This window comes from Sphingobacterium sp. UBA7249 (assembly GCF_002472835.1).
In the GTDB taxonomy this organism is placed as follows: Bacteria; Bacteroidota; Bacteroidia; order Sphingobacteriales; family Sphingobacteriaceae; genus Sphingobacterium; species Sphingobacterium prati.
This window is the reverse complement of the sequence record NZ_DKST01000025.1, coordinates 220,170-244,082: the sequence shown is the minus strand read 5'-3', so window position 1 is coordinate 244,082 and position 23,913 is coordinate 220,170. Positions and strand designations below refer to the sequence as shown.

At 38.3% G+C, this 23,913-nt stretch carries 21 protein-coding genes; 13 read left to right on the top strand and 8 right to left on the bottom strand.

Annotated features, from left to right (window positions below; genetic code table 11):
* The first annotated feature begins 64 nt into the window (after positions 1-64).
* Together B4A24_RS17625 and B4A24_RS17620 are read left to right on the top strand one after the other, a co-directional pair.
* On the top strand, positions 65-484 hold the full coding sequence (locus B4A24_RS17625) for an HYC_CC_PP family protein (RefSeq protein WP_293946362.1): 420 nt from the start codon (positions 65-67) through the stop codon (positions 482-484).
* Between the two features lie 103 nt (positions 485-587).
* Positions 588-3,176, top strand: coding sequence for a TonB-dependent receptor domain-containing protein (locus B4A24_RS17620; RefSeq protein ID WP_293946361.1), 2,589 nt, complete (start codon positions 588-590; stop codon positions 3,174-3,176).
* A gap of 37 nt (positions 3,177-3,213) precedes the next feature.
* On the opposite strand, the gene B4A24_RS17615 is transcribed toward B4A24_RS17620, so the two are convergent.
* Entirely contained in the window at positions 3,214-3,795 is a 582-nt protein-coding gene (locus B4A24_RS17615; protein ID WP_293946360.1) for a Maf family protein, read from the bottom strand.
* Positions 3,795-4,313 (bottom strand): KdsC family phosphatase, encoded by a 519-nt coding sequence (locus B4A24_RS17610; protein ID WP_293946359.1) that lies wholly within the window; start codon positions 4,311-4,313, stop codon positions 3,795-3,797. The genes B4A24_RS17615 and B4A24_RS17610 overlap by 1 nt, the downstream gene beginning before the upstream one ends.
* 560 nt (positions 4,314-4,873) lie before the next feature.
* On the opposite strand from B4A24_RS17610, the gene B4A24_RS17605 reads away from it, so the two are divergent.
* From B4A24_RS17605 to B4A24_RS17575, 7 genes are all read left to right on the top strand, one after another.
* Positions 4,874-8,299: a response regulator gene (locus tag B4A24_RS17605; RefSeq protein ID WP_293946358.1), complete on the top strand. Its 3,426-nt coding sequence runs from the start codon at positions 4,874-4,876 to the stop codon at positions 8,297-8,299.
* Positions 8,300-8,316: 17 nt separating this feature from the next.
* A complete protein-coding gene (locus B4A24_RS17600; RefSeq protein ID WP_293946357.1) occupies positions 8,317-9,126 on the top strand; it encodes a CheR family methyltransferase in 810 nt (269 codons plus the stop codon).
* Positions 9,127-9,132: 6 nt separating this feature from the next.
* Positions 9,133-9,693, top strand: a complete 561-nt coding sequence (locus B4A24_RS17595; protein WP_293946356.1) for a chemotaxis protein CheB — start codon at positions 9,133-9,135, stop codon at positions 9,691-9,693.
* Between the two features lie 22 nt (positions 9,694-9,715).
* Positions 9,716-11,317 carry a response regulator gene (locus B4A24_RS17590; RefSeq protein ID WP_293946355.1) on the top strand — a complete coding sequence of 534 codons (1,602 nt, stop codon included), beginning with the start codon at positions 9,716-9,718 and terminating at the stop codon, positions 11,315-11,317.
* Positions 11,318-11,373: 56 nt separating this feature from the next.
* Complete coding sequence (locus B4A24_RS17585; RefSeq protein ID WP_293946354.1) at positions 11,374-11,907, top strand: plastocyanin/azurin family copper-binding protein; 534 nt, start codon at positions 11,374-11,376, stop codon at positions 11,905-11,907.
* 362 nt (positions 11,908-12,269) lie between these two features.
* Positions 12,270-13,676: a dihydrolipoyl dehydrogenase gene (gene lpdA / locus B4A24_RS17580; RefSeq protein ID WP_293946353.1), complete on the top strand. Its 1,407-nt coding sequence runs from the start codon at positions 12,270-12,272 to the stop codon at positions 13,674-13,676.
* Positions 13,677-13,743: 67 nt separating this feature from the next.
* On the top strand, positions 13,744-14,148 hold the full coding sequence (locus B4A24_RS17575) for an acyl-CoA thioesterase (protein WP_108635943.1): 405 nt from the start codon (positions 13,744-13,746) through the stop codon (positions 14,146-14,148).
* Between the two features lie 167 nt (positions 14,149-14,315).
* Here B4A24_RS17575 and B4A24_RS17570 read toward each other — a convergent pair whose 3' ends face one another.
* Positions 14,316-14,615, bottom strand: a complete 300-nt coding sequence (locus tag B4A24_RS17570; RefSeq protein WP_293946352.1) for a DUF3817 domain-containing protein — start codon at positions 14,613-14,615, stop codon at positions 14,316-14,318.
* A gap of 244 nt (positions 14,616-14,859) precedes the next feature.
* On the opposite strand from B4A24_RS17570, the gene lpdA (B4A24_RS17565) reads away from it, so the two are divergent.
* Entirely contained in the window at positions 14,860-16,248 is a 1,389-nt protein-coding gene (lpdA, locus tag B4A24_RS17565; RefSeq protein ID WP_312399731.1) for a dihydrolipoyl dehydrogenase, read from the top strand.
* Between the two features lie 69 nt (positions 16,249-16,317).
* Here lpdA (B4A24_RS17565) and B4A24_RS17560 read toward each other — a convergent pair whose 3' ends face one another.
* The 4 genes from B4A24_RS17560 to B4A24_RS17545 all read right to left on the bottom strand — a co-directional run bounded on the left by B4A24_RS17560 (position 16,318) and on the right by B4A24_RS17545 (position 19,270).
* Complete coding sequence (locus tag B4A24_RS17560) at positions 16,318-17,322, bottom strand: LacI family DNA-binding transcriptional regulator (RefSeq protein ID WP_293946350.1); 1,005 nt, start codon at positions 17,320-17,322, stop codon at positions 16,318-16,320.
* A 134-nt stretch (positions 17,323-17,456) separates the two neighbouring features.
* A complete protein-coding gene (locus B4A24_RS17555) occupies positions 17,457-17,987 on the bottom strand; it encodes an HAD family hydrolase (RefSeq protein WP_293946349.1) in 531 nt (176 codons plus the stop codon).
* A gap of 74 nt (positions 17,988-18,061) precedes the next feature.
* On the bottom strand, positions 18,062-18,541 hold the full coding sequence (locus B4A24_RS17550) for a hypothetical protein (protein WP_293946348.1): 480 nt from the start codon (positions 18,539-18,541) through the stop codon (positions 18,062-18,064).
* A 78-nt stretch (positions 18,542-18,619) separates the two neighbouring features.
* Positions 18,620-19,270 carry an ABC transporter ATP-binding protein gene (locus B4A24_RS17545; RefSeq protein ID WP_293946437.1) on the bottom strand — a complete coding sequence of 217 codons (651 nt, stop codon included), beginning with the start codon at positions 19,268-19,270 and terminating at the stop codon, positions 18,620-18,622.
* 172 nt (positions 19,271-19,442) lie between these two features.
* Here B4A24_RS17545 and sucC point away from each other — a divergent pair, with 172 nt between their 5' ends.
* The 3 genes from sucC (at position 19,443) to B4A24_RS17530 (ending at position 23,118) form a co-directional block, all read left to right on the top strand.
* Positions 19,443-20,636, top strand: coding sequence for an ADP-forming succinate--CoA ligase subunit beta (gene sucC / locus B4A24_RS17540; protein WP_293946347.1), 1,194 nt, complete (start codon positions 19,443-19,445; stop codon positions 20,634-20,636).
* A gap of 249 nt (positions 20,637-20,885) precedes the next feature.
* Complete coding sequence (gene asnS, locus B4A24_RS17535) at positions 20,886-22,331, top strand: asparagine--tRNA ligase (RefSeq protein WP_293946346.1); 1,446 nt, start codon at positions 20,886-20,888, stop codon at positions 22,329-22,331.
* Positions 22,332-22,497: 166 nt separating this feature from the next.
* Positions 22,498-23,118 carry an L-threonylcarbamoyladenylate synthase gene (locus B4A24_RS17530; RefSeq protein ID WP_293946345.1) on the top strand — a complete coding sequence of 207 codons (621 nt, stop codon included), beginning with the start codon at positions 22,498-22,500 and terminating at the stop codon, positions 23,116-23,118.
* Positions 23,119-23,632: 514 nt separating this feature from the next.
* On the opposite strand, the gene B4A24_RS17525 is transcribed toward B4A24_RS17530, so the two are convergent.
* Positions 23,633-23,908, bottom strand: a complete 276-nt coding sequence (locus B4A24_RS17525) for a hypothetical protein (RefSeq protein ID WP_293946344.1) — start codon at positions 23,906-23,908, stop codon at positions 23,633-23,635.
* Positions 23,909-23,913 lie beyond the last annotated feature (5 nt).

Here is a 23,913-nt window from a genome sequence, read left to right as displayed (position 1 = left end):
AAGTTATAACATTTATCCAAAATATTACAAGAAAAAATTACAAATTTTCTCTACTTTTGTTGTGATGAGGAAAATTGCATTGTTTATCGGCTTATTTTTTTATTTGCTTACGGCAAGTGGTGCAACTTTACATTTTCATTTTTGCCAAGGTGAGGCGCAAAGTATTTCATTAAGCCAAAATCAAACGGCTCATTGTCCACTATGTGCTAAGTCGGATAAAAAGCAGCAAAATCACTGTCATCAAGAAGGCAGTTGTAAAGATGTCGTTATTGCCGCTCAAAAAGTAGATGAATTTAATCGATTATCACAAACCCTTAATTTCAATAGTTTCTCTCCGGCAATTGTTACACTGCATTGGATATATAATTATTATCAATTTCCTACCGATGAGGACAACCCATCGAAATTAAGTGCTAATCAGAACACCGTAATAAAAAGGTACAGTCCCGCTGTATTTATTCTAAATCAGAGTTTCAGAATTTGATTCTTTTCTTTTTTGATTTTTAATCAAAATAATTGTCGATGATTTCTCTTCGACTTTATCTACTATGCGCGTTTTTTTCAGGCCGTACATAATCAAAAAAACTATGAATCAAATTTTAAAAAAAATATATACGACAACCCTTTTATTGTTATTTTCCCTCGCCATTGTGCAAGCACAAAGTGATAGCACCCGAACACTGACTGTTGCCGGTAATTGTGCAATGTGTAAAAAGCGGATTGAAACCGCGGCGAAATTACCTGGTGTAGAAAGCGCTGTATGGAATGCAAGCGATAATTTACTACATCTTAAATACAATACTCAAAAAGTTGAACTGGAGACCATCAAAAAGAGTATTGCCCAAGTTGGGCATGATGTTGAGAACTTAATCGCGAGTGAAGAATCCTATGCAAAACTCCATGAATGCTGTATGTACCCGCGATTGGAAAACGGAAAAGCGCCCGAAAAGAAAGTAGCCCCTATTGATGCTGGACACGATGGTCATTCCCATACCATTACAGGTGTCGTTGTCGAAGAGAATGAAAAAGGAGATCTAAAACCTATCGTTGGTGCTAATTTACATTGGGCTAACTTACCCAGCAGAAATGCCAGAAGTAATGAGAATGGTGTGTTTAAGTTGGAACACAAAGAAGGTTTTGACAAATTGGTTGTCAGTTATGTCGGCATGAAATCCGATACGATCACGATTAAAGACCTACATGAAGTCGTTATGATTACGGCAAAGGGAAATGTACTGATGGAAGTCGAAGTCAAAGGAACACGTCAATCCACCTATATTGATCGTATGACTCCTGCTCGACTGGAAGTTCTTACAGGAAAGGAATTATTTAAAGCTGCCTGTTGTGATCTCAGTGAAAGCTTTGAAACCAATGCTTCAGTGGATGTGATCAGCGCTGATGCCGTGACTGGTAGCAAACAGATTCAAATGCTGGGGCTAAGTGGTATATATACCCAGTTAACGGTCGAAAACTTACCGGGCCCACGTGGCTTAGCATCCCCCTTAGGATTAAATTCCATTGCTGGCACCTGGATCGAATCTATCCAAATTGCTAAAGGAGTAGGTTCTGTAGCCAATGGATATGAAAGTATGGCTGGTCAGATCAATGTCGAACTGAAAAAACCACAAAATTCTGAAAGATTATTTTTCAATGCCTATGCCAATAACATGGGACGTACCGACGTAAATCTAAATCTTTCACAAAAAATAGGTCAACATTGGTCAACATCCCTGTTATTACATGACAATTTTATGTACAATAAATCCATGAACTTTAGTCACAATGGATTTAGGGATGTCCCTATTGGTAATCTTTTTTCAGGTGTAAACCGTTGGTTATATGAGAATGGTAAAGGCTTAATGGTGCAATTTGGCGTCAAGTATCTAAATGATGACCGCACGGGCGGACAGATAGATTTTGATAAGAAGACAGATAAAGGAACCACAAATCGTTATGGCCTTGGATTCGACATCGAGCGTGTTGAAGGTTTTGCTAAAATCGGCTATGTATTTCCAGAAAATAAACACCGCAGCATCGGTCTACAGCTCGCTGGATCCAACTATAATCAAAAAAGTTATTTTGGTCTAAAAAACTACAATTCCGAGCAACAAAATGGTTATGCGAATCTATTGTTTCAGGACATTATAGGTACTGTAGCACATAAATATCGTGTAGGTGCCTCCATCAATTACGATAATTACGATGAGTGGTACTTAACAGATCAGAACTTCAAACGTAAAGAGGTTGTTTCCGGTGCATTTGCTGAATATACCTTCAGCCCATCCGAAAAATTTGACGCTGTCTTAGGGCTACGTCAAGACTATAACTCATTGTACGGATGGTTTACAACACCGCGGCTGAATTTACGCTATGCACCTATCGCCGGAACAACGTTCCGTGCAAGTTCAGGCAGGGGCCAGCGCACAGCCAATATCTTTGCTGAAAATACAGCAGTTCTGGCCAGTAGTAGAAGGCTGATCATTCACTCCCAGGATATTTACGCTAAAGCATATGGTCTGCAACCTGAGGTATCCTGGAACACAGGAGTCGCAGTAGATCAAACGATGCGTATCTTTGGAAGAGAAGCCTCCGCTTCCGTTGATTTTTTTCATAATAACTTTTCCAACCAGGTGGTGGTCGACTACGAAAACCCAAGGGAAATCAGTTTTTATAACCTAACCGGAAAATCATTCTCCAATAGTTTGCAGACGGAATTTCGCTTTATGCCGGCACCACACTTTGAAACACGATTGGCCTACCGTCTATTGGATGTTCAGACTGACTTTGAAAGTGGCAGAAAAACCAAGCCTTTGTTGGCAAAACATCGCGGTTTCGTCAATCTAGCGTATAACCATCACGCTGGATGGAGCTTAGATTATACCTTGAATGTGGTTGGACCAAAACGCATCCCTTCCACAATGGATAATCCTGTTGAATATCAGATGCCGACCGAATCAAAAACATATGCAACGATGAACGCACAGATCAGCAAAACTTTTGGAAAAGACAAAAACTTTACCGTTTATGTCGGTGGTGAAAACCTATCCAATTATTTTCAGAAAACACCCATCCTTGCAGCGGATCAGCCTTTCGGAAATTACTTTGATACCTCTATGTTATGGGGCCCTTTAACAGGACGTATGTTTTATACGGGCGTTCGTTATTTCATAAAATAGTATGAGGTTAACATAAAACAGCGGCATAGCCGCTGTTTTATGTTAACCTTTTCAATGCTTGGTATAACCGCGCCGTCGGAAGTCCCACGACATTATTGTAATCTCCTTCGATCTTCTCGATAGCAATTAAGCCAATCCATTCTTGAATACCATAGGATCCAGCTTTGTCGAGCGGTGAAAACTTCGAAACGTAATAGTCGATTTCTTCTTGCTCCAATACATGAAAATACACTGTTGTCGTTTCGACAAAGGATTGCACGACACCCTCCCAACGTATCGCTACCGCGGTAATGACCACATGTTTGTTTCCAGATAAGGCTGCCAATGTTTGCGTGGCTTCTGCCGCAGTCTTCGGTTTCCCTAAAATTTCACCCGCGGTGGACACAACAACGGTATCAGCGCAGATCACCAAGCCATCTACTTTATCTGCAAAAGCCTTCACTTTTTGCAGTGCAATCTGCCGTACTGCTTCACTCGCTGAAAGACTCGGATCAACATACTCCTCAGTCTCCCGTACTTCCACTTCAAACTCGATACCCAATCCTGATAAAAGCTGTTTCCGTCTAGGAGATTGAGAACCTAAAATAATTGTTTTGTCCTTTAAATTTTCTAACATCATTACATACTCTTTATTGATTCATCCACATACCAATTACCTTGCACTTTGAGTACTTTTTCAATCAGTTCCCGTACAACCCCTTTTCCACCATCAAAACTCGATACGTAGTGCGATATCTTTTTGATTTCCTCCACCGCATCTGCCGGAGACACAGCCAAACCCACAGCGCGCATACAACTAAAATCAGGAATATCATCACCAATATACATTAATTGATTAAGTCCTAAATTATAGTCTTTAGCCAAAGCTGTCAGTTTTGAAAGTTTATCTACGACACGCGAGTGAATTTCTTTGATGCCTAACCCCTGCAAACGGCGCTCCACTCCTAGGGATGCCCCCCCAGTAATGACAAAAATCGGATAACCTTTTTTTATCGCCAATTGCATGGCGTACCCATCCTTGATATTAAAAGTTCGCAGCTGTTCTCCAGCTTCATTCACTTGTACAGTTCCATCTGTCAATACTCCATCCACATCCAACACAAATCCTTTTATCGTTTTAAATTCAGTCAGTACCATCGATATATATTTTTGTAAAAATAAGGCATTTCCACTGAATATACGATTACATTGTTGCACCTTATCTTAGCACTAATTTCGCCATGAAATTATTCAAATAAGCCAAAATATCATTTATTTGTCACAACATAGTTGTATCAGCAACTTAATATAAAAAACATTTGGACGGAACCTGGTATTTACTGTATCTTTGTAGAAGATAATTAAAGGTTATCTCGCTATGAAAACACTAACAGCGCTATTCAAGAAGACAATTCATTGAAAGCGACATAAGATTACAAAAACAATCAATATAGTTTTTCAAAGCAAAAAACACGGCAACTAATTTAGTTGGTCGCCTTTAAAAAGTCTTTTCATAATTTAGGTTTATAATTGGTTAGTAACAAACCCTGGTGCCCATCATCAGGGTTTTGTTTTTTTTTGAATTTTCGACTATTTTAAGAATAGCAAGTTTTTTTGTTATTTTACATCTATCTTTTTCCTCCAGATAACATCAGGAAACTAGCGACAGAAAAATGAACGATAGTTGGGCGATCAAAATTTATTAAACTCATTCTCACATGGAACAAAAAAACTATAGAAAACAAATTACCATAGGAGTGATAATTTCTTTTTCGCTTATTTTTATTTCCGCTCTATACTTCTTTATCTCTTTACATCATATCCTAGATAATGAGCGCAATATCGTTCAGGTAGCTGAAAATAGATTTAATGTGATTAATGAAATTAGATCAAACATCGATGCAGTCAATGATGTCAAACTTCATTATTTCACAAAAAAAGATCCTACCCTATTTATTCCCTATCAACGCGAACTTAAGCAAACAGATGAGTTACTGAGATCCATTCGTAGAACGGATGATCGCTACATCGTTTCGTCAAATGCCATTGAAACGCTTCGTAAAGAAATCGCGCTTTTCCATGATTTTGAAAAAGATATCGCCTATGCGAAGGTTAACATTGGCACACTACCACCATACATCCAGGAACAGAAAACATCCATCTTAAATCAGATCGATATCTTATCCAGAGAGCTGCTCGACCAAAGAGCTAGCTTACTAGAAAAATCAAGGAACAATCTTCAATTGGCACAAAATATCACTTACCTTTTCATTGCGATTGGCTTAAGTGGTTTTTTCTATATCCTAGCAAAATTCTCCAGTATTTCCAAAGTCCTGAGAGCGACCGTTAAAGGCCAAAGGGAATCGAATAATCGCCTTCAACTCTTACAGGATCAAACTAATAATGATAACTGGATCCTAAATGCCATCAATCAAATTGATGAACAGTTACGTGGCGATTACAATGACAAAAAGATAGCGGAAATCAGTTTAAATGCGATCACCAAAATGACGAAAGCTCTGGGGGGAACGATCTATATTTTTGACGATAATTACCAGGAATATCAATTATGCCATAAGCTAGGCATTGCCCCTGCCCAACAGATAAAAAAGAACTTTAAGGAAAAAGAGGGTATTTTAGGGGAAGTAGCAAACAAACATGCAGTAGTCAAAATCAGGGATATCGATCACTCCCATCTTATTTTAGAGACTTCGCTATCCAATAGGATCGAAACAGAGATCTATATCATTCCATTTACTTATGAAAATCATTGCGTTGGTCTAATGGAAATCTGCTGTCCAATCGTGAATGAAAAAGAGGATCAGTTACGATTCAATTTCTTGGATAGAGTAAAAGACAATATCGCCATCATTCTCAAAGTTGCACAAACTCATGGCAAGCTTACCGATCTCTATGAAGAACTTCAACAACAAACCGAAGAGTTGGAGGCGCAACAAGAGGAATTAAGAACCACCAACGAGGAATTAATCCATAAAACTCATCTACTGGAAGCTTCAGAGGAAGAATTACGCGTACAACAGGAAGAACTCATCCAAACAAATAATGAACTGGATGAAAAAGCACAATTACTCTATGCTCAAAATGAAGATTTAGAGAAAGCAAAGCTGGCTATCGCCCAGAAAATAGAGGAAGTTGAATTATCAAGCAGGTACAAATCTGAATTCATGGCAAATATGAGTCATGAGTTGCGGACTCCACTTAACAGCATTCTTATACTTGCTAAATTATTACAGGACAATAAGAAAAATAACCTAAATGAGGATCAGATAAAATATGCCTCCGTCATCCATAGTGCAGGGTCAGATTTGCTCTATTTGATCAACGAATTGCTGGATTTGGCAAAAATAGAATCTGGAAAAGTCGAAGTTTTAAAAGAACACATCAACACAAATGATCTGGTGGATTACATCAGTGATTTTTTCCATGATACTGCAGCATCAAAAAGCATCAGATTTAATGTGGAAATCGGTAGCGATACTCCAAAGGAATTTATTGGTGACGAGCATCGCATTCAACAGGTTCTGAAAAATCTATTGTCGAATGCTTTTAAATTTACAGGCGAAAATGGTACAGTATTGCTCATGATCAATGTCGAGAATAAGCATTTATACTTTACGGTTAAGGACAATGGGATAGGAATCGCTCCGGAAAAACAGGAACTTATCTTTGATGCATTTAAGCAAGAAGACGGATCGACAAGCCGCAAATATGGTGGTACAGGACTTGGTCTATCCATATGCCGTGAAATAGCTAGTCTCTTGAAGGGAAGAATAACACTAACCAGTAAAGTCAACGAAGGCAGCACGTTTATTTTCAATTTGCCATTAGAAGAGGAAGCTGAAGCTAAAATCTCAGAATTACCCATCATCGAAAACAATCGTGTGACATCCAACCCACAATTAGAAAATATAACAATCGAAAAGGATCATACAGCTAAAAAGAGTAAAAACAATAAGTTATTAATCATCGAAGATGATTTCATTTTTGCTGGTATCCTAAAAGATTATGCAATCCAAAACGGATACGATGTCCATATAAGCTACGATGGTCAAGATGGTCTGGATAAAGCACAAAATTTACTACCAGTTGCTATCATATTAGATATTATGTTGCCTAAAATGGATGGCTGGGAAGTTCTTCGCAACCTCAAAAAAGGCGATTCGACAAAAGATATACCTGTACACATGATGTCAGCAGGAACATTTCTCCACGATGAGCCGATATCCGCTGGTGCCATCGGTTTTATCTCAAAACCAGTCTCTGAAGAATCCTTAGCTGAAACTTTTCTAAAAATTAAAGCTTCAACAAGCTATCCAATCAAGAAAATTCTATTGGTGGAAGACCAGGAAATTCAAAGTGATTTTATCAAGCAATCTCTTGAAGAACAGGATATTCAAATATTTCAGGCATTCAATGCACAACAAGCGCTCGACCTTTTGTTTCAGGAACAAATATTTGATTGCATTATTATGGATCTTAATTTACCAGATAAATCCGGTATAGAACTCCTCAACGAGATCAAATCAAATGGTCAATTTAAAGATCTGCCGATTATCATTAACACCGCCATGGAGCTAAGCCCTGAGCAGACTTCAGAAATTTTGCACCACAGTCAAGCCATGGTATTAAAATCAGCCAAATCCAACAATAGATTAATTGACGAAGTCAATTTATTCTTAAATAAAATCCGAAGTAACAAGGTAGAATATCATTCTTATAATAACAATTCATCTGTACTTGCCGAGAACAATTTGGCAGCCAAGACTGTATTGCTTGCAGACGATGATATGCGCAATATATTTGCCTTAAGTACTGCATTCGAAAGCTATGATATGAAGATTGAGATTGCTAATAACGGTCAGGAAGCATTGGATATCTTAGCACGTAATGAGCATATTGATCTTGTTTTAATGGACATTATGATGCCTGTAATGGATGGCTATGAAGCCATCGAAAAAATAAGGGAGAACAAAAAATTCGCGAATCTACCCATTATCGCTGTTACAGCAAAGGCAATGAAAGGCGATCGTGAAAAGACAATCGCCGTAGGCGCAAATGATTATATTAGTAAACCAGTTGATGTGGATAAATTGATATCCTTAATGCGTGTATGGTTGAGTTAAGTACTAAAGTAGCAGTAATGATCACTTTTGAAGAGTTGGAAGAAATTATTGATGTTGTCAAAAATCTCCATGGCTACGATGTATCCGGATATACAAGATCCTCCCTAAAGCGACGTGTCACAAGAATTATGGAACTCAACAAGTTGGATCTGGTGGAATTAAAATCCAAATTGATTAATCAACCGGGTTTCATTATTTATTTTTTACAGGAAATAACAGTCAATGTGACTGAAATGTTTAGAGATCCAGAATTTTACAAAGCGGTAAAAATAGATGTGTTCCCCTATCTGGCCACCTATCCCCATATTAAGTTATGGAGTGCTGGATGCTCCACCGGAGAAGAAGTTTATTCCCTGGCAATTTTACTAAAAGAGGCTGGTCTATATCAGCGTGCGTTTATATACGGAACTGATATCAATACAAAAGTATTGGAAAAAGCTAAAAGGGGAATCTACTCTTTAATAAAGGTGAAGGAATACTCCGAGAACTTTATTAAAACAGATCCCAAAAGTTCTTTGTCCGAGTATTATACAGCCATGTACAATGCTGCTACGATAAATAATAGTCTTAAGCAAAATATTCTTTTTACGCAGCACAGCCTGGTTTCGGATCAGGCATTCAATGAATTTCAAATGATCACATGCCGTAATGTATTGATTTATTTTGACACAAACCTTCAGGAAAAAGTATTGGACTTATTTTACAATTCGCTTTGCCACCTTGGTTTTTTATGTTTGGGTTCAAAAGAGTCTTTAGTTAACTATAAAAACGCGGGAAAATTTAAAGTTGTAAACAAAAAACACAACATTTATCAAAAAATCGGTTAGGTTAAGATGGAACGGAAAATTCTTTTATTAGGTGGGTCCGCTGGCGGGTTCAGTGTTATTTTAAATATCCTAAAGGCATTGGAGCGTCCGATTCAACGACCGATTATCGTCATCGTACACAGAAATCCGAAGTATGCATCAAGTATAGAAGATACATTATCAAAAGCGTTACTTCAAAAAGTTAAAACAGCTGACGACAAAGAAACGATAGAAGATGGGACAATCTATTTTGCTCCAGCAGGCTATCATTTACTTATTGAGCCTGATTATAGTTTTTCATTGGATATCTCGGAGCCAGTCCAATATTCAAGGCCATCTATTGATGTGACTTTTGAATCTGCTGCCGAAGTCTATAAAGAAAACTGCGCCGCTATTTTGTTTTCGGGAGCCAATCATGATGGTGCGCAGGGCTTGTTAATGATCAAAAAATACGGCGGAAAAACCTACGTGCAAGATCCACTTGATGCTGAAGTTCCGATTATGCCACAGTCCGCCATAGACCTCAATGCACAAGATAAGATCCTAAGCATAGCCGAAATAAAAGATTACATCATACAATTAACCTAAGGTTGTATTTAGATTTGAGATAATGAAGAAGATTAACATATTAATCGTCGATGATAAAATTGAAAATGTTATCAGTCTCACAGCATTGCTGGAGGATATCGAATATGTAAATATAATTAGCAGTACAGATCCCAATGAAGCATTAAAAATCTGCTGGAAGGAAGAAATTGATCTTGCCTTAGTTGATGTACAGATGCCCGAAATTAATGGATTCGAATTTGTCACCTTTTTGAAAAAAAATCCAAAAACGAATCACATTATTCCAATCATGGTCACTGCAATATCAAAAGAAGATAAGTACCTTATCCAAGGACTTAACAGTGGAGCAGTAGATTATTTGTATAAACCTCTCAATCCGGAAGCGACGATCGCAAAAGTCAAATCTTTCGTTCAGCAACTTTTGATACAACAGGAAATTAAAGAGAAAAATATCGCATTGGAGGAATCGAAACAAGCAATTCTTAAAGCAAAAGAAGAAGCTGAGCTTGCCAGAAAATCAAAAGAAACATTCTTGGCCAATATGAGCCACGAGATTCGTACACCTATCAATGGTATTATGGGCATCACCCAAATGCTAAAAAATTCACAGCTTACCCTTGAACAGGAAAGCTGGATCAATAAACTAGATTCGGCCTCTCAAAATCTACTTACAATTATCAATGACATATTAGACCTCTCCAAAGTGGACTCTGGCATGATGAAACTTTTCATGGAATCCACTTCGGTACATGATATTACCGATGATCTGAATAATTTGTTTATTGATAAGGCGAACTATAAAGGATTAAATTTTTATATTGATGTGGATGAGCGAATAAACAGTTATTTTCTGACTGATCCACTTCGCTTAAAACAGATTCTGACCAACTTTATTTCGAACAGTTTCAAGTTTACTGCGGCAGGTTCGGTCGTTCTAAAAATTCAGCTTTTGACAGAAAGTGATCAGCATATTGGTTTACGATTTCAAGTCATTGACACAGGCATTGGCGTAGCAGAAGATGCCCTGGAAAAAATATTCATTGCTTTTGAGCAAGGGGAAGACAGCATCACAAAAAAATTTGGCGGTACTGGACTGGGCTTAGCCATTGTAAAACGTATTGCTGCCCTTCTTAATGGAAAAGTTTTCGCGTCAAGCCAATACGGCAAAGGAAGTACATTTTCTTTTGAATGCGTCTTTGACAAAATAGAAGATAAACCCGTGCAAAAAGAAACACAAGTGCTTTATACCGAGTTACCGAAATTTAATTCGCCAATGATCCTTATTGCTGAAGATAACGAACTAAACAGTTTTATGCTCGCTAATATTCTCAAAAGTTGGAACTGTGAGATTACTCTGGCAACAAATGGGCAGCTCGCCTTGGAAGAGATTAATAGAAAAAAAATAGATTTGGTATTTATGGACGCACATATGCCACTCATGAGTGGTTTTGAAGCAATTAAAGAAATACGCCGCCATCCCAATGCGACCATTGCGAATATGCCCATCATCTCCATCTCCGCTTCGGTATTAAAAGCGGAGCAACAAGAGGCGCTGGATGCAGGCGCCAACGAAGTTGTCGGAAAACCATTTGATCCTATCAAATTATATAAAACAATTGAAGCTTTATTGTCAAAATTGAAATGATTGTTTCTATTTACCAATGAAATCATTAATTTTAAAGAATTAACAAAAACGTAATAATGAAAAAACTTTTTATGATACCAGCAGTTGCAGTTGCCTTGTCAATTGCATCTTGTGGCGGAAACAGCGAGAAGTCTGGCAAATCAGCTAGTACCGAATCGACAGCTTCAACAGAAAACCAAGCAACAGAAACAGTACCTGGAATTGAAAATGTAGCTATTTCCAACAGCTTATCTTTAGAGGGTAATGATCAGATGAAATTTGACAAGGACTTATTCCGTGTTAAAGCTGGCGAACCTGTGGAATTATCTTTCAAAAATGCGGGTACCATGCCGAAAGAATCTATGGGACATAATGTTGTTATCCTTAAGCCGGGTGTAGATCTTCCAACTTTCGGAGCTGAGGCAGCAGCAGCGGCAGCTGACGAGTACATTCCAAAATCAGCATTGTCTTCTATCGTTTCCCATACAAAATTATTAGGTCCTGGCGAAACAGATAAAATTACTTTTACACTTGAAAAAGGAGTATATCCTTTCATCTGTAGTTTTCCTGGACACTATGGTGTAATGCAAGGGAAAATCGTTGCAGAATAATACTATTAAAGCAAAAGGATATCGATAGATTTGGATATCCTTTTTGCTTTAATATTACTCTCGTCTCGACTCAAAGAATATACCTTCAAGGCTCCGTGCGGCTCCCCTTTAACTCTTCTACTAATTCTTCATAGTTTACTAACCTTATTTAAGCCGGTATATCATTTGCTTTCGCAGATGTCATCTTTCCAAACCGAGGTTTGCTCATATAAATTATCGAAATTGGATTTTTAAGTAGTAAGGTCTGCTCCATTTATCAAAAAAATGTAAAGTAAACCTATTCGGGTATAAATCGTAAGTTTTGATTTCCTATCCCATTAATAATCACTAAATTTGTACTACTAAAAATTAAAACGTAATCAATGCAATACGACGTAATTGTAATCGGAAGTGGTCCAGGCGGATATGTTGGAGCTATCCGTTGCGCCCAATTAGGATTAAAAACAGCTGTTATTGAAAAATATAGCACATTTGGTGGTACTTGTCTTAACGTTGGATGTATTCCTTCAAAAGCGCTTTTAGATTCATCGGAGCATTACCATAATGCTGCCCATAATTTTGATGCCTTTGGCATTAGTTTAAAGGATCTAAAGGTAGATATGGCAAAGATGATTGCTCGTAAAGACGATGTCATTGCTCAAAATACTGCCGGTATCACTTTCTTGTTTAAGAAAAATAAAATAGACAGTTTCCAAGGTGTTGGTTCATTCGTGGACAAAAACACGATCAAAATAACAAAAGCAGATGGTTCTACAGAACAAATTACTGCTAAAAATGTAATTATTGCAACAGGGTCAAAACCGACTTCTTTACCATTCTTACCTGTTGACAAAAAAAGAATCATCACTTCCACTGAAGCCCTTAACTTAAAAGAGATCCCTAAACACCTTATTGTTATCGGTGGTGGTGTTATTGGCCTAGAACTCGGCTCGGTATATGCCCGTTTAGGCTCAAAAGTTTCTGTTGTTGAGTTTGCAAAATCTATCATCGGAACGATGGATGGTGGATTAGGAAAAGAACTGCAACGTGTTTTGAAAAAATCACTGGGCATGGAGTTCTATTTAGGCCATAAAGTAACGGGGGCAACCGCAAAAGGCAAAACCGTAAAAGTTACAGCAGAAGATCCAAAGGGGCAAGAAATTACATTGGACGGCGATTATTGTATCGTTGCTGTAGGGCGCACAGCTTATTCTGAAGGTTTAGGCCTGGAGAATATCGGTATCACGTTAGAAGAAAGAGGAAAAAAAATACCAGTAAACGCTCACTTAGAAACTCCGGTTCAAGGTGTATTTGCGATTGGTGATGTGATCACTGGTGCAATGTTGGCACACAAAGCCGAAGATGAAGGAGTGTATGTCGCTGAATATATTGCTGGACAGAAACCGCACATCGACTACAATTTAATTCCTGGTGTTGTGTACACGTGGCCTGAAGTTGCTTCCGTTGGAAAAACAGAAGAGCAACTTAAAGAGGCTGGCGTAAAATATAAAGCTGGATCATTCTCATTTAAAGCTTCTGGCCGTGCGAAAGCCTCAGGTGATACAGATGGTTTCGTAAAAGTATTGGCTGACGCAACAACAGATGAAGTATTAGGCGTGCATATGATCGGTCCGCGTGCAGCAGACATGATCGGCGAAGCTACAGTCGCTATGGAATACCGTGCTTCTGCAGAAGATATCGCACGTATTTGCCATGCTCACCCAACCTATACGGAAGCTATTAGAGAAGCTGCATTAGCAGCAACTGCAAATAGAGCAATACACGCTTAAGCGTTAAATAGCATAAACCAAAGGGGAAAAGGAAACTTTTCCCCTTTGTCATAACTACCTATATAAAATGAATTTTTACACAAGAAAATGGGTCAAACCCGAAGATCTTAATCCGAACGGAACATTATTCGGCGGGACACTTTTGCGTTGGATAGATGAAGAAGCTGTCATTTATGCGATTGTACAATTGGGCAATCCGAAGGTCGTTACCAAGTTTATATCTGAAATCAATTTTGTAAATTCTGCCAAACAGGGAGATATTTTAGAATTAGGTATAGAGGCAACTAATTTTGGAAGAACATCATTGACAATGCGTTGTGAAGTCCGAAATAAAATCTCAAAGAAAACAATCCTATCCATCGACAAACTGGTATTTGTCAATTTAGATGAGGATGGAAACCCCGTCCCACATGGAAAAGATAGCATAACCTATGCTTACATGGGAATCGAGAAAACAGGAAGAGATGATTAACCATCTCGCCTGTTCTTAGTGTATTGAAGCATATTTTTTATAAACCGCTACCCGGAAATTTACGCACACAAATTATCGGGCACTATTGCTGTATGCTTAACTTCGTAAACCTACCCCTAAGCCTAACGGTTTTAAGATCTCAATATTAATATCTCAAATCCAAATGATTAAGATTTCTGTCTTTTTCCTTCAATTTCCTTCTTTAAATCTAATTCTACCCAAAATCCAAGGATGGGAACCAAGGACGCAAAAAAATACTTTATCGCTTTCAGAATAGGCCATTTATATTCGACAGTAGACATGATGAGCATCACGACAAATATAACGACAAAAAAGCCATGAATGGATCCAGCAATCTTCACTGCCTCGGGTATTCCGGCAAAATATTTCAGGGGCATTGCAATAAAAAACAAGCAGATTGTGGAAATAGCCTCCCACAGCGCAATTTGTCTAAATATTCTTAACATAATGATAAACTGTGTATTGTGAACATCAAAAATAACACTCTAAACACGGTTGCCCCATTATTTTTCGTCCTTTTACCGACACGTGACATTAGGCTATATACAATGACATTGTTTTATCAAAAACCGCCAATTTTACAATAAATAGTTCATATTCATCAGAAAAAATACGTACTTTTGAATGAATATAAGGTTCAATACCTTGGTATTTGAAGCTATAACACTCAACTACAGAATATTTATTTATATGAATTACGACATCATTGTAATCGGTAGTGGTCCAGGCGGGTATGTTGCTGCCATTAGAGCCGCTCAGTTAGGGTTCAAAACAGCGATTATTGAACGCGAATCATTAGGCGGAATTTGTCTAAACTGGGGCTGTATCCCTACAAAAGCATTATTAAAAAGTGCTCAAGTATTTGAATATTTAAATCATGCCGCGGATTACGGCATCAATGTTCAAGGTGGTGAGGCTGATTTCGAAGCTATCGTCAAAAGAAGTCGCGGCGTAGCTGATGGCATGAGTAAAGGTATCCAGTTCTTGATGAAAAAGAATAAAATTGATGTCATCAATGGAACTGCAAAAATTAAAAAAGGTGGCAAGATTGATGTGAAAGGTGCTGACGGCTCTACCAAAGAATATGCAGCTAAACACACCATCCTTGCAACGGGTGCACGTTCACGTGAATTACCTAACTTGCCGCAAGATGGCAAAAAGATCATTGGCTACCGCCAAGCGATGACATTACCTAAACAACCAAAATCATTAGTTGTTGTCGGTTCGGGAGCTATCGGTGTTGAATTTGCCTATTTCTATAACGCAATTGGAACAAAAGTGACTATCGTTGAATTTATGGATAGAATTGTTCCTGTTGAAGATGAAGAAATTTCAAAACAACTGGAAAAAAGCTTAAAGAAACAAGGAATCAATATCCTTACCAAATCAGAGGTTCAATCCGTTGACACTGCTGGAGAATTGAGCAAGGTTTCCATCAAAACTGAAAAAGGTATTGAAGTAATCGAAGCAGAGGTTGTATTGTCTGCTGTAGGTATTGCTCCTAACATCGAAAATATCGGTTTGGAAGAAGTTGGTGTAAAAACTGACCGTGGCCGTGTTGTCGTTGACGATTTCTACAAAACAAATATTGAAGGTGTTTATGCTATCGGTGATATCGTAAAGGGCCAAGCTTTGGCTCACGTTGCTTCAGCAGAGGGTATTACCTGTGTCGAAAAAATCAAAGGTCTTCATGTAGAACCTATTGATTACAACAATATCCCGGGATGTACTTATTGTTCTCCTGAGATTGCTTCTGTAGGTTATACTGAAAAAGCAGCAAAAGAGGCAGGCTATGAAGTTAAAGTAGGTAAATTCCCATTCTCAGCTTCAGGAAAAGCTTCTGCTGCTGGCGCAAAAGATGGTTTTGTAAAAGTGATCTTCGATGCGAAATATGGTGAATTCCTAGGGGCTCATCTGATTGGAGCGAATGTTACTGAAATGATCGCTGAAGTTGTTGTTGCCCGTAAATTGGAAACAACAGGACATGAGATGATCAAAACAATCCATCCGCACCCAACGATGAGTGAGGCAATCATGGAAGCATGTGCTGATGCGTATGGTGAAGTCATTCACCTATAAAATTGCTTAGCAACCATAAAAAAAGATGGGCAAATCNNGATTTGCCCATCTTTTTTTATTTCGAATAAACTACATCACCAATCTAGATTTAAAGACAATCTGTTGATCTGCTATTTCCGAATTCTCAATCCGTTCAAATAAAATTTCGGCTGCCTTACGCGCCTGCATACCCGGAAACTGTTCTATACGTCCCATCGGCGGATTTTCCATATACTGCCAAAGAGGATAATTCGCATAACTAATGAAAAAGATATCCTGATTTAAAACCAGTCCCTTATTCCGCGCCGCTTTCATCAAATCCAGTGTAACAAAGTCATTAAAAGAAATAATGGCCGAAGGACGTTCGGACATAGCAAAAATACTTTCCATTGCTCTTTCATTTCCTTCTGTGCTCAGATCTGTTTCAATTATATTCTTATCTAGAATATCCATGCCATTTCTTTTCATCGCAGACAAATAGGCTATTTTTCTGTCCTCACTTGCAGGCAAAGTCTTTGGTCCATTTACTAAAGCAATTACCTTGTGCCCACGGGCGACAAAAGCATCGACAGCCTCATTCATTCCTGTCGATAAATCGCTTTGGACTTTATTGATATTTGGCAAACTAGGAACACAATCAAAAAAGACAACCGGTATTCCCGACGATTCCAATTTTTCAATAAACTCTAAATTTGTGGTCTTCTTCCCGATTGACATCAAGATGCCATCTACGCGATGGTTTTTAAATGTTTTCAAAATTCGTTCTTCCCGATCTGGATCATCCAATGACTGCCCCATTAAAACAGTGTATTGCTGTGCCGAAGCGACATTTTCTATCTCACTGATCGCGAAAGAAAAGAATGGTTCCGATAGACTGGGTAAGATAACAGCAATGGTAAATGTCTTGCGTTGTTTAAAAAAAATCGCTGTTTGGTTGGGCTCGTAATTTAATTCTTCGGCCATTTTTTTGACACGCATTGTTGTTACCAATCCAATACTTGGATGATCATTCAATGCTCTTGACACCGTGGAAGGGCTGATTTTCAGCTTCTTGGCAATTTCCTTAATCGTGGCAGGCTTGTTCACTTTATTCATAAATCCAAGGGCTTTATATAAAAATAGGGCTTTTATATCCCCAATCATAATTTTTTTTCAACAATGTTTGTTCACTATATTTTCAGATTCAAAAAACCTTGTTGGTAGATCGTACAAAGATAGTCACTGCAAATTTAGTCCACAAATTGAATTGCTGTGGTATGTACCGCAAATTCCTCGGCTAGAAACGAAATGGGATCGATTTGTCGAAAAGCTAGTTCGTCATGAAAATAAATTTTTATACGATCGCTAAACTCTCCCCACTCCATAAACTTTACTTTGTTCAATTGTTCCAGCGGATTCCCCTTTGTCAGGACACAGATGTATTTATTTGCTGTATCTAATTGCGAAAATAGTTTCTCGATATGGTCAAAAAGATGCAATTTCAGCGGCAATACAGCATTCACATGCAATCGCTCAAAATGCTCTTTATACTTCATATCAAATCCAAACACTGCTTGTGCATGTTCAAATAAAGACTCCTCCCCCTGGTTTTCCAAATGATTTTTCATAAAGTTGACCAAATCGCTTTGTGGCGGAAATGTCTCTGTAAATTCAATAAAGTTGGCAAAGAGATAATAAACTTGGAGCAAGTAGTCTTTTTTTGGAAAAAGAACATCATCCAATTCAAAGACATACACTTTTTTTTCTTCTGGAAACATCATCACAATAGATCTTTTAAATTAAAAATACATTGCACAGGCTATGCCCAACGCGCTGCAAAGTGCATAGGCTTATTCTATTTCGACACACAGACCAAAGCAAAATCCTCTTCAGAATCCGACCTGACCATGAGTCCGTCCAATGTGCGCTCATGTACATCATCTCCTAATAAATCATTGCCTTTTGAAAGCAAAACATAAGGAAGGTCAGCAGGAGGATTTTCAATGACAGGAAAAGAGTCAAGAATATCTTTATCCGGAACAAGCACCGCTATCTGATACTCGTCAAATAACACTTTCGCTTCGGCCAACGCTTCCAGTTCGAAGCCACCCAAAGGCAGCACATAGTCCACTTGTTGGTCCAAGCTCAATTTGAGTACCTCGTGTGCAAAGGTAGGTAGCAATCCTTTGGGGATAGATACATAATTCCCCGATTTTAAAAGTAACTCCGGAATCTCTTCCGAACTCGCGTACAAAACCTCAAAATTACCTGCAAGTTTTTTAGCAATACGCATCGCTAGTGGTCTAGTTCCGAAGGTTATTAATATTTTCTTCATCAAAATAATATGTTATTCATAGGCAAAGAGCCCTTAATGATTCGCCCGCTCAATGAACTTTGGTGACTTAGATCATGATTATACAACCAATCCATCCCGCATATGAATTGTCCGGTCTGAAATACGGGCCAATTCTTCATTATGAGTTACAATGATAAATGTTTGTTGAAATTTAGTTCTAAGATCAAAAAACAGCTGATGTAAGGCTGCCGCATTTTCGGAATCCAAATTTCCGGAAGGCTCATCTGCCAAAATGATAGAAGGATCATTCATTAGGGCTCGGGCAACAGAAACACGTTGTTGTTCCCCCCCTGACATCTCAGCAGGTTTATGGTCAATACGATGAGAGACTCCAAGTAATTCCAATAATTCCTTTGCTTTCGTCTCCGCTTCAGCCCGCCCCTGCCCATGGATAAATGCAGGGATACATACGTTTTCCAATGCCGTAAATTCAGGCAGCAAGTGATGGAACTGGAAAACGAAACCAATATGTTCATTTCGAAAAGCACTCAACTTTTTAGCGCTCAGCTTGTGGATATCAATACCATCAATAAATATCGAACCTTGGTCGGGTTTGTCCAATGTTCCAATAATATGTAAAAGTGTACTTTTACCTGCGCCCGAGGCGCCGACAATACTCACAATTTCACCTTTTTCCACAGTTATGTCAACGCCTTTTAAGATGGGCAACGCCCCATAAGCTTTGTGAATTCCTTTGGCTTGTAACATCATAGGGCAAAGATAAATAAATTTACGATATCACACCTTTGAATAAATAAGCAGTTATTTCTCTATTTCAGCCATTTTATTTTTCACAAATGTCAAAAAATAGATAAAAGAGCAATTTATCCCTTGTCTTATCCCTTAAAAAAACATATTTTTACGCCAAATATTTTTGCAAATGAACATTCACGAATATCAAGGAAAACAAATACTAAAGAGCTTTGGTGTGCGCGTACAGGAAGGTATCGTAGCAGATACTCCAGAGCAAGCTGTGGAAGCGGCTAAAAAAATGAAAGAAGACTACAATTCCGACTGGGTTGTTGTCAAAGCTCAAATTCACGCTGGTGGCCGTGGTAAAGGTGGTGGTGTCAAGTTAGCTAAGAACTTAGATGAAGTCAAACAAAGAGCAACTGACATCATTGGTATGCAATTAGTAACGCCTCAAACTGGACCTGAAGGTAAAAAAGTAAACAAAGTTTTGGTCGCTCAAGACGTTTACTATCCAGGTGAAAGCGAAACAAAAGAATTCTACATGTCTGTCTTATTGGACCGTGCTACAGGACGTAACATCGTGATGTACTCTACAGAAGGTGGTATGGACATTGAAGAAGTTGCAGAAAAAACACCGCACTTGATTTTCAAAGAAGAAATCGATCCAAAAGTAGGTTTACAAGGATTCCAAGCACGTAAAATTGCTTTCAATCTAGGTCTTTCTAGTGCTGCACACAAAGAAATGGTAAAATTTGTTGCTGCACTTTACAAAGCATATGATTCTACTGATTCTTCTATGTTCGAGATCAATCCAGTATTAAAAACTTCGGATGACAAGATTTTAGCCGTTGACGCTAAAGTAAATCTTGATGAGAACGCTTTATACCGTCATCCAGATTACGCTGCTATGCGCGATGTAACCGAAGAAGATCCTACGGAAGTTGAAGCTGGCGAATCAAACCTTAACTATGTTAAACTTGATGGTAACGTAGGTTGTATGGTGAATGGTGCCGGTCTAGCAATGGCGACAATGGATATCATTAAATTAGCTGGTGGAGAACCTGCGAACTTCTTAGATGTTGGTGGTACCGCAAATGCTGAAACAGTAAAAGCTGGTTTCAATATCATTTTGAAAGATCCGAATGTAAAAGCTATTTTGATCAATATTTTTGGTGGTATCGTTCGTTGTGACCGTGTTGCACAAGGTGTTATTGATGCTTACAGTGAAATTGGTAATATTCCTGTTCCTATCATCGTACGTCTTCAAGGTACAAATGCCGAAGAAGCGAAAAAATTAATCGATGAGTCAGGTCTGCAAGTTTATTCTGCGATCTTATTGAAAGAAGCTGCTGAATTAGTAACCAAAGTATTGAAAGGATAATTCCTTCAATCGTCATAAAGCTTAAAAGCGGATCAACTGAGTTGATCCGCTTTTTTTTGCCCCAAAGACAGTTGGCTCTTCTTGGATCTGACCTAAATATGAGTTCTGAAAAAATAACTTTAAAAGCTTATTGATCCTTCATTCAGCGAATTAAATCAACATTTATACCCAATAAACCAACAGAATAGCTTATTTTTGTATTGCTTTTTTAACAAAGCATCTTTTACAAGTCATTCTCCAAAAATTAAGATGGAACACACAAGAATAAAGGAACTATTGAATGCCACAGAATTTGGCAAAGAGGTCGTTGTTAAAGGTTGGGTAAGAACTTTCCGTAACAATCAATTTATAGCAATTAATGACGGTTCGTCAATCAATAATATTCAAGCAGTAGTCGATTTTGAAAATACACCTGAAGACATCCTAAAGCGTATCACTACCGGAGCAGCAGTACGTGTAAAAGGTCAATTGATAGAATCATTGGGTAAGGGACAAAAAGTAGAAGTTAAAGCAACTGAGGTAAATATTATAGGGGATTCAGATCCCGAAAAATATCCTTTACAACCAAAGAAGCACAGCTTAGAATTTTTACGTGAAATTGCACACTTACGTTTCCGTACCGGGACATTCAATGCCGTATTCAAAGTACGTAATGCCTTATCATTTGCCGTACATAAATTTTTCCAGGAAAATGATTTTGTGTACATGCATACACCGATTATCACAGGTTCGGATGCAGAAGGTGCCGGCGAAATGTTTCAGGTGACTACGCTGGATCTAAACAATCCACCGCGTAAAGAAAACGGTGAAATTGATTTTAAAGAGGATTTCTTTGGAAAATCGACAAACCTGACAGTATCTGGCCAATTAGAAGGCGAACTAGGCGCAATGGCCTTTGGAAACATCTATACTTTTGGACCAACATTTAGGGCTGAAAACTCAAATACAACTCGTCACTTGGCTGAATTCTGGATGATTGAACCAGAAATGGCTTTCTATGAGCTAGAAGACAATATGGACCTCGCTGAAGCCTTGTTGAAATACGTGATAAAATACGCTTTGGAAACTTGTCCTGAGGAAATCGAGTTTTTGAAAAACCGTCTATTAGAAGAAGAAAAATCAAAACCTGCCGCGGAACGTTCTGAGTTAAATTTGGTTGAAAAGTTAAACTTCGTCTTAGAGAACAATTTCGAGCGTGTAACTTATACAGACGCTGTTGAAATACTAAAACGCAGTAAGCCAAACCAAAAGAAACAATTTAAGTATTTAATTGACGATTGGGGAGCTGACTTACAATCTGAGCATGAACGTTATTTGGTCGAGAAACACTTCAAGAAACCTGTTATCCTAACCGATTACCCAAGAGAGATCAAGTCTTTCTACATGAAACAGAACGAGCCTGATGCTCAGGGGCGTAATACCGTACGTGCCATGGATATTCTTTTCCCGGGTATCGGCGAGATGGTCGGTGGCTCACAACGTGAGGAGAATCTGGATCGTCTATTGGCGCGCATGGCAGAAGTAGGCATACCAGCTGAAGAAATGGAATGGTTCTTAGATACCCGCCGTTTTGGTTCTGTACCACATTCAGGATTTGGTGTAGGTTTTGAGCGCTTGGTCTTGTTCACTACCGGAATGACCAATATCCGCGATGTAATACCGTTCCCACGCACTCCGAAAAACGCAGAATTTTAATATAAAGAACAACAGCCAAAACAAAATATTTTGGCTGTTGTTCTTTTAGAAAGATACGTATCTGAATAATAGTTTTGAACCCTTAAGATGGTAAGTACCTCGTTCAGGGGTCCCTAGGTTAAAAGCTATGGTTTTCATACGCCATAATAAATATACTATACTCAATATGCTTATCAAGATATATAACGACAATCCCAATCCAAAAGCCATCGCACAGGCCGTGGACATCCTTCGGCGTGGCGGCGTAATCATTTACCCAACAGATACCGTCTATGGTATTGGTTGTGATATAACACAGCAAAAAGCAATTGAACGAGTCTGTGAAATTAGAGGTTTAAAACCAGATAAAGCCAATCTATCCTTTATCTGCTATGACCTGACTGACATTTCCCAGTACACAAAATCTTTTGACACCGCAGTGTTTCGTGTCCTTAAGAAAGCATTGCCAGGACCATTTACTTTCATCTTTAATGCCACCACCAAAGTTCCCAAATTACTAAGCTCGAAGAAAAAAACTGTGGGTATCCGCGTGCCGGACAATAACATTGTTCGGGAAATTGTCAAACAATTGGGTAATCCAATTGTGACAACTTCCATTCACGATGAAGACGAAATTATCGAATACTCAACTGATCCCGAATTGATCTATGAGAAATATCAGGATCTTGTCGATGCAGTTATTGACGGCGGTTACGGAGATAATATCGCTTCGACTGTAGTAGATCTGACAGAGGGCACTTTTGAGGTCATTCGTGAAGGAAAAGGGGATCTAGCGCAATATCTATAATAGTCCTACATCCCAGATAACCACCTAATCCATCAACAAACATTTTATTAACAAATATAATCCCCCATTGATTGTTGATAAGCTGTGCATAAGATTGACTTTTCGGAACCACAATTTCAATTTATTAACAATAATAACCACTTATTAACATCAAAAATGTTAATAAGTGGAATACCTTTACCTGTCAGTATACTATAAATGTGAATAACACAGCCTTTATTAACATTAAAATGTGAATAACATAAGAAGGCAAATCTATAAATCACCCGAAAATGTGCAAAACTATAGGGTTATCAACATAAAAATGTTTACAACAGCTCCAAACACGTCAATAGATTAAAAATCGATGTGTATAACCCTTCCAAATTCACATCTTAGTGTTGAAAGTTATGTCCAATTTCTACACGTTGTTTTATTGCCACATTGAAGAGTTCAAAACCCAACTTTGTGGTCGCTAATAGCTTTCTACAAAACGGGATCAATAGACCAGAAAACAATTCACCCTGAGTAAACCTTACCTGGTTTTCCGCGACTTGTTCCACAATAAAATAATGTTCACCATCGAAGATCCCGGCGACAAATAGTTCACCTTTCCAGCGCAGTTCGCGATTGGGATTGTGTAAAATTGACGGATTAAACCAGACTCAATAACAAATAAATTGGACGAGTAATCTCCGGCTTTGATGAGATAATCACCCCGCTTGAATTCAACTTGTTCGAAACGTGCAAACAGTTTTGCCCGAAAAGTTTCGGGAAGAGGAAATAGGTTTTCAAACAATTGGTTAAACATACTTA

Excerpts from the sequence above, each read along its gene's own strand:
- B4A24_RS17560 (WP_293946350.1), bottom strand. The coding sequence starts at position 17,322 with ATGAATAAAGTGAACAAGCCTGCCACGATTAAGGAAATTGCCAAGAAG.
- sucC (WP_293946347.1), top strand. The coding sequence starts at position 19,443 with ATGAACATTCACGAATATCAAGGAAAACAAATACTAAAGAGCTTTGGT.
- B4A24_RS17550 (WP_293946348.1), bottom strand. The coding sequence starts at position 18,541 with ATGAAGAAAATATTAATAACCTTCGGAACTAGACCACTAGCGATGCGT.
- B4A24_RS17605 (WP_293946358.1), top strand. The coding sequence starts at position 4,874 with ATGGAACAAAAAAACTATAGAAAACAAATTACCATAGGAGTGATAATT.
- B4A24_RS17595 (WP_293946356.1), top strand. The coding sequence starts at position 9,133 with ATGGAACGGAAAATTCTTTTATTAGGTGGGTCCGCTGGCGGGTTCAGT.
- B4A24_RS17570 (WP_293946352.1), bottom strand. The coding sequence starts at position 14,615 with ATGTTAAGAATATTTAGACAAATTGCGCTGTGGGAGGCTATTTCCACA.
- B4A24_RS17585 (WP_293946354.1), top strand. The coding sequence starts at position 11,374 with ATGAAAAAACTTTTTATGATACCAGCAGTTGCAGTTGCCTTGTCAATT.
- B4A24_RS17545 (WP_293946437.1), bottom strand. The coding sequence starts at position 19,270 with ATGTTACAAGCCAAAGGAATTCACAAAGCTTATGGGGCGTTGCCCATC.
- B4A24_RS17620 (WP_293946361.1), top strand. The coding sequence starts at position 588 with ATGAATCAAATTTTAAAAAAAATATATACGACAACCCTTTTATTGTTA.
- B4A24_RS17590 (WP_293946355.1), top strand. The coding sequence starts at position 9,716 with ATGAAGAAGATTAACATATTAATCGTCGATGATAAAATTGAAAATGTT.
- B4A24_RS17525 (WP_293946344.1), bottom strand. The coding sequence starts at position 23,908 with ATGTTTAACCAATTGTTTGAAAACCTATTTCCTCTTCCCGAAACTTTT.
- B4A24_RS17610 (WP_293946359.1), bottom strand. The coding sequence starts at position 4,313 with ATGGTACTGACTGAATTTAAAACGATAAAAGGATTTGTGTTGGATGTG.
- lpdA (WP_312399731.1), top strand. The coding sequence starts at position 14,860 with ATGAATTACGACATCATTGTAATCGGTAGTGGTCCAGGCGGGTATGTT.
- B4A24_RS17575 (WP_108635943.1), top strand. The coding sequence starts at position 13,744 with ATGAATTTTTACACAAGAAAATGGGTCAAACCCGAAGATCTTAATCCG.
- B4A24_RS17555 (WP_293946349.1), bottom strand. The coding sequence starts at position 17,987 with ATGATGTTTCCAGAAGAAAAAAAAGTGTATGTCTTTGAATTGGATGAT.
- lpdA (WP_293946353.1), top strand. The coding sequence starts at position 12,270 with ATGCAATACGACGTAATTGTAATCGGAAGTGGTCCAGGCGGATATGTT.
- B4A24_RS17600 (WP_293946357.1), top strand. The coding sequence starts at position 8,317 with ATGATCACTTTTGAAGAGTTGGAAGAAATTATTGATGTTGTCAAAAAT.
- asnS (WP_293946346.1), top strand. The coding sequence starts at position 20,886 with ATGGAACACACAAGAATAAAGGAACTATTGAATGCCACAGAATTTGGC.
- B4A24_RS17530 (WP_293946345.1), top strand. The coding sequence starts at position 22,498 with ATGCTTATCAAGATATATAACGACAATCCCAATCCAAAAGCCATCGCA.
- B4A24_RS17615 (WP_293946360.1), bottom strand. The coding sequence starts at position 3,795 with ATGATGTTAGAAAATTTAAAGGACAAAACAATTATTTTAGGTTCTCAA.
- B4A24_RS17625 (WP_293946362.1), top strand. The coding sequence starts at position 65 with ATGAGGAAAATTGCATTGTTTATCGGCTTATTTTTTTATTTGCTTACG.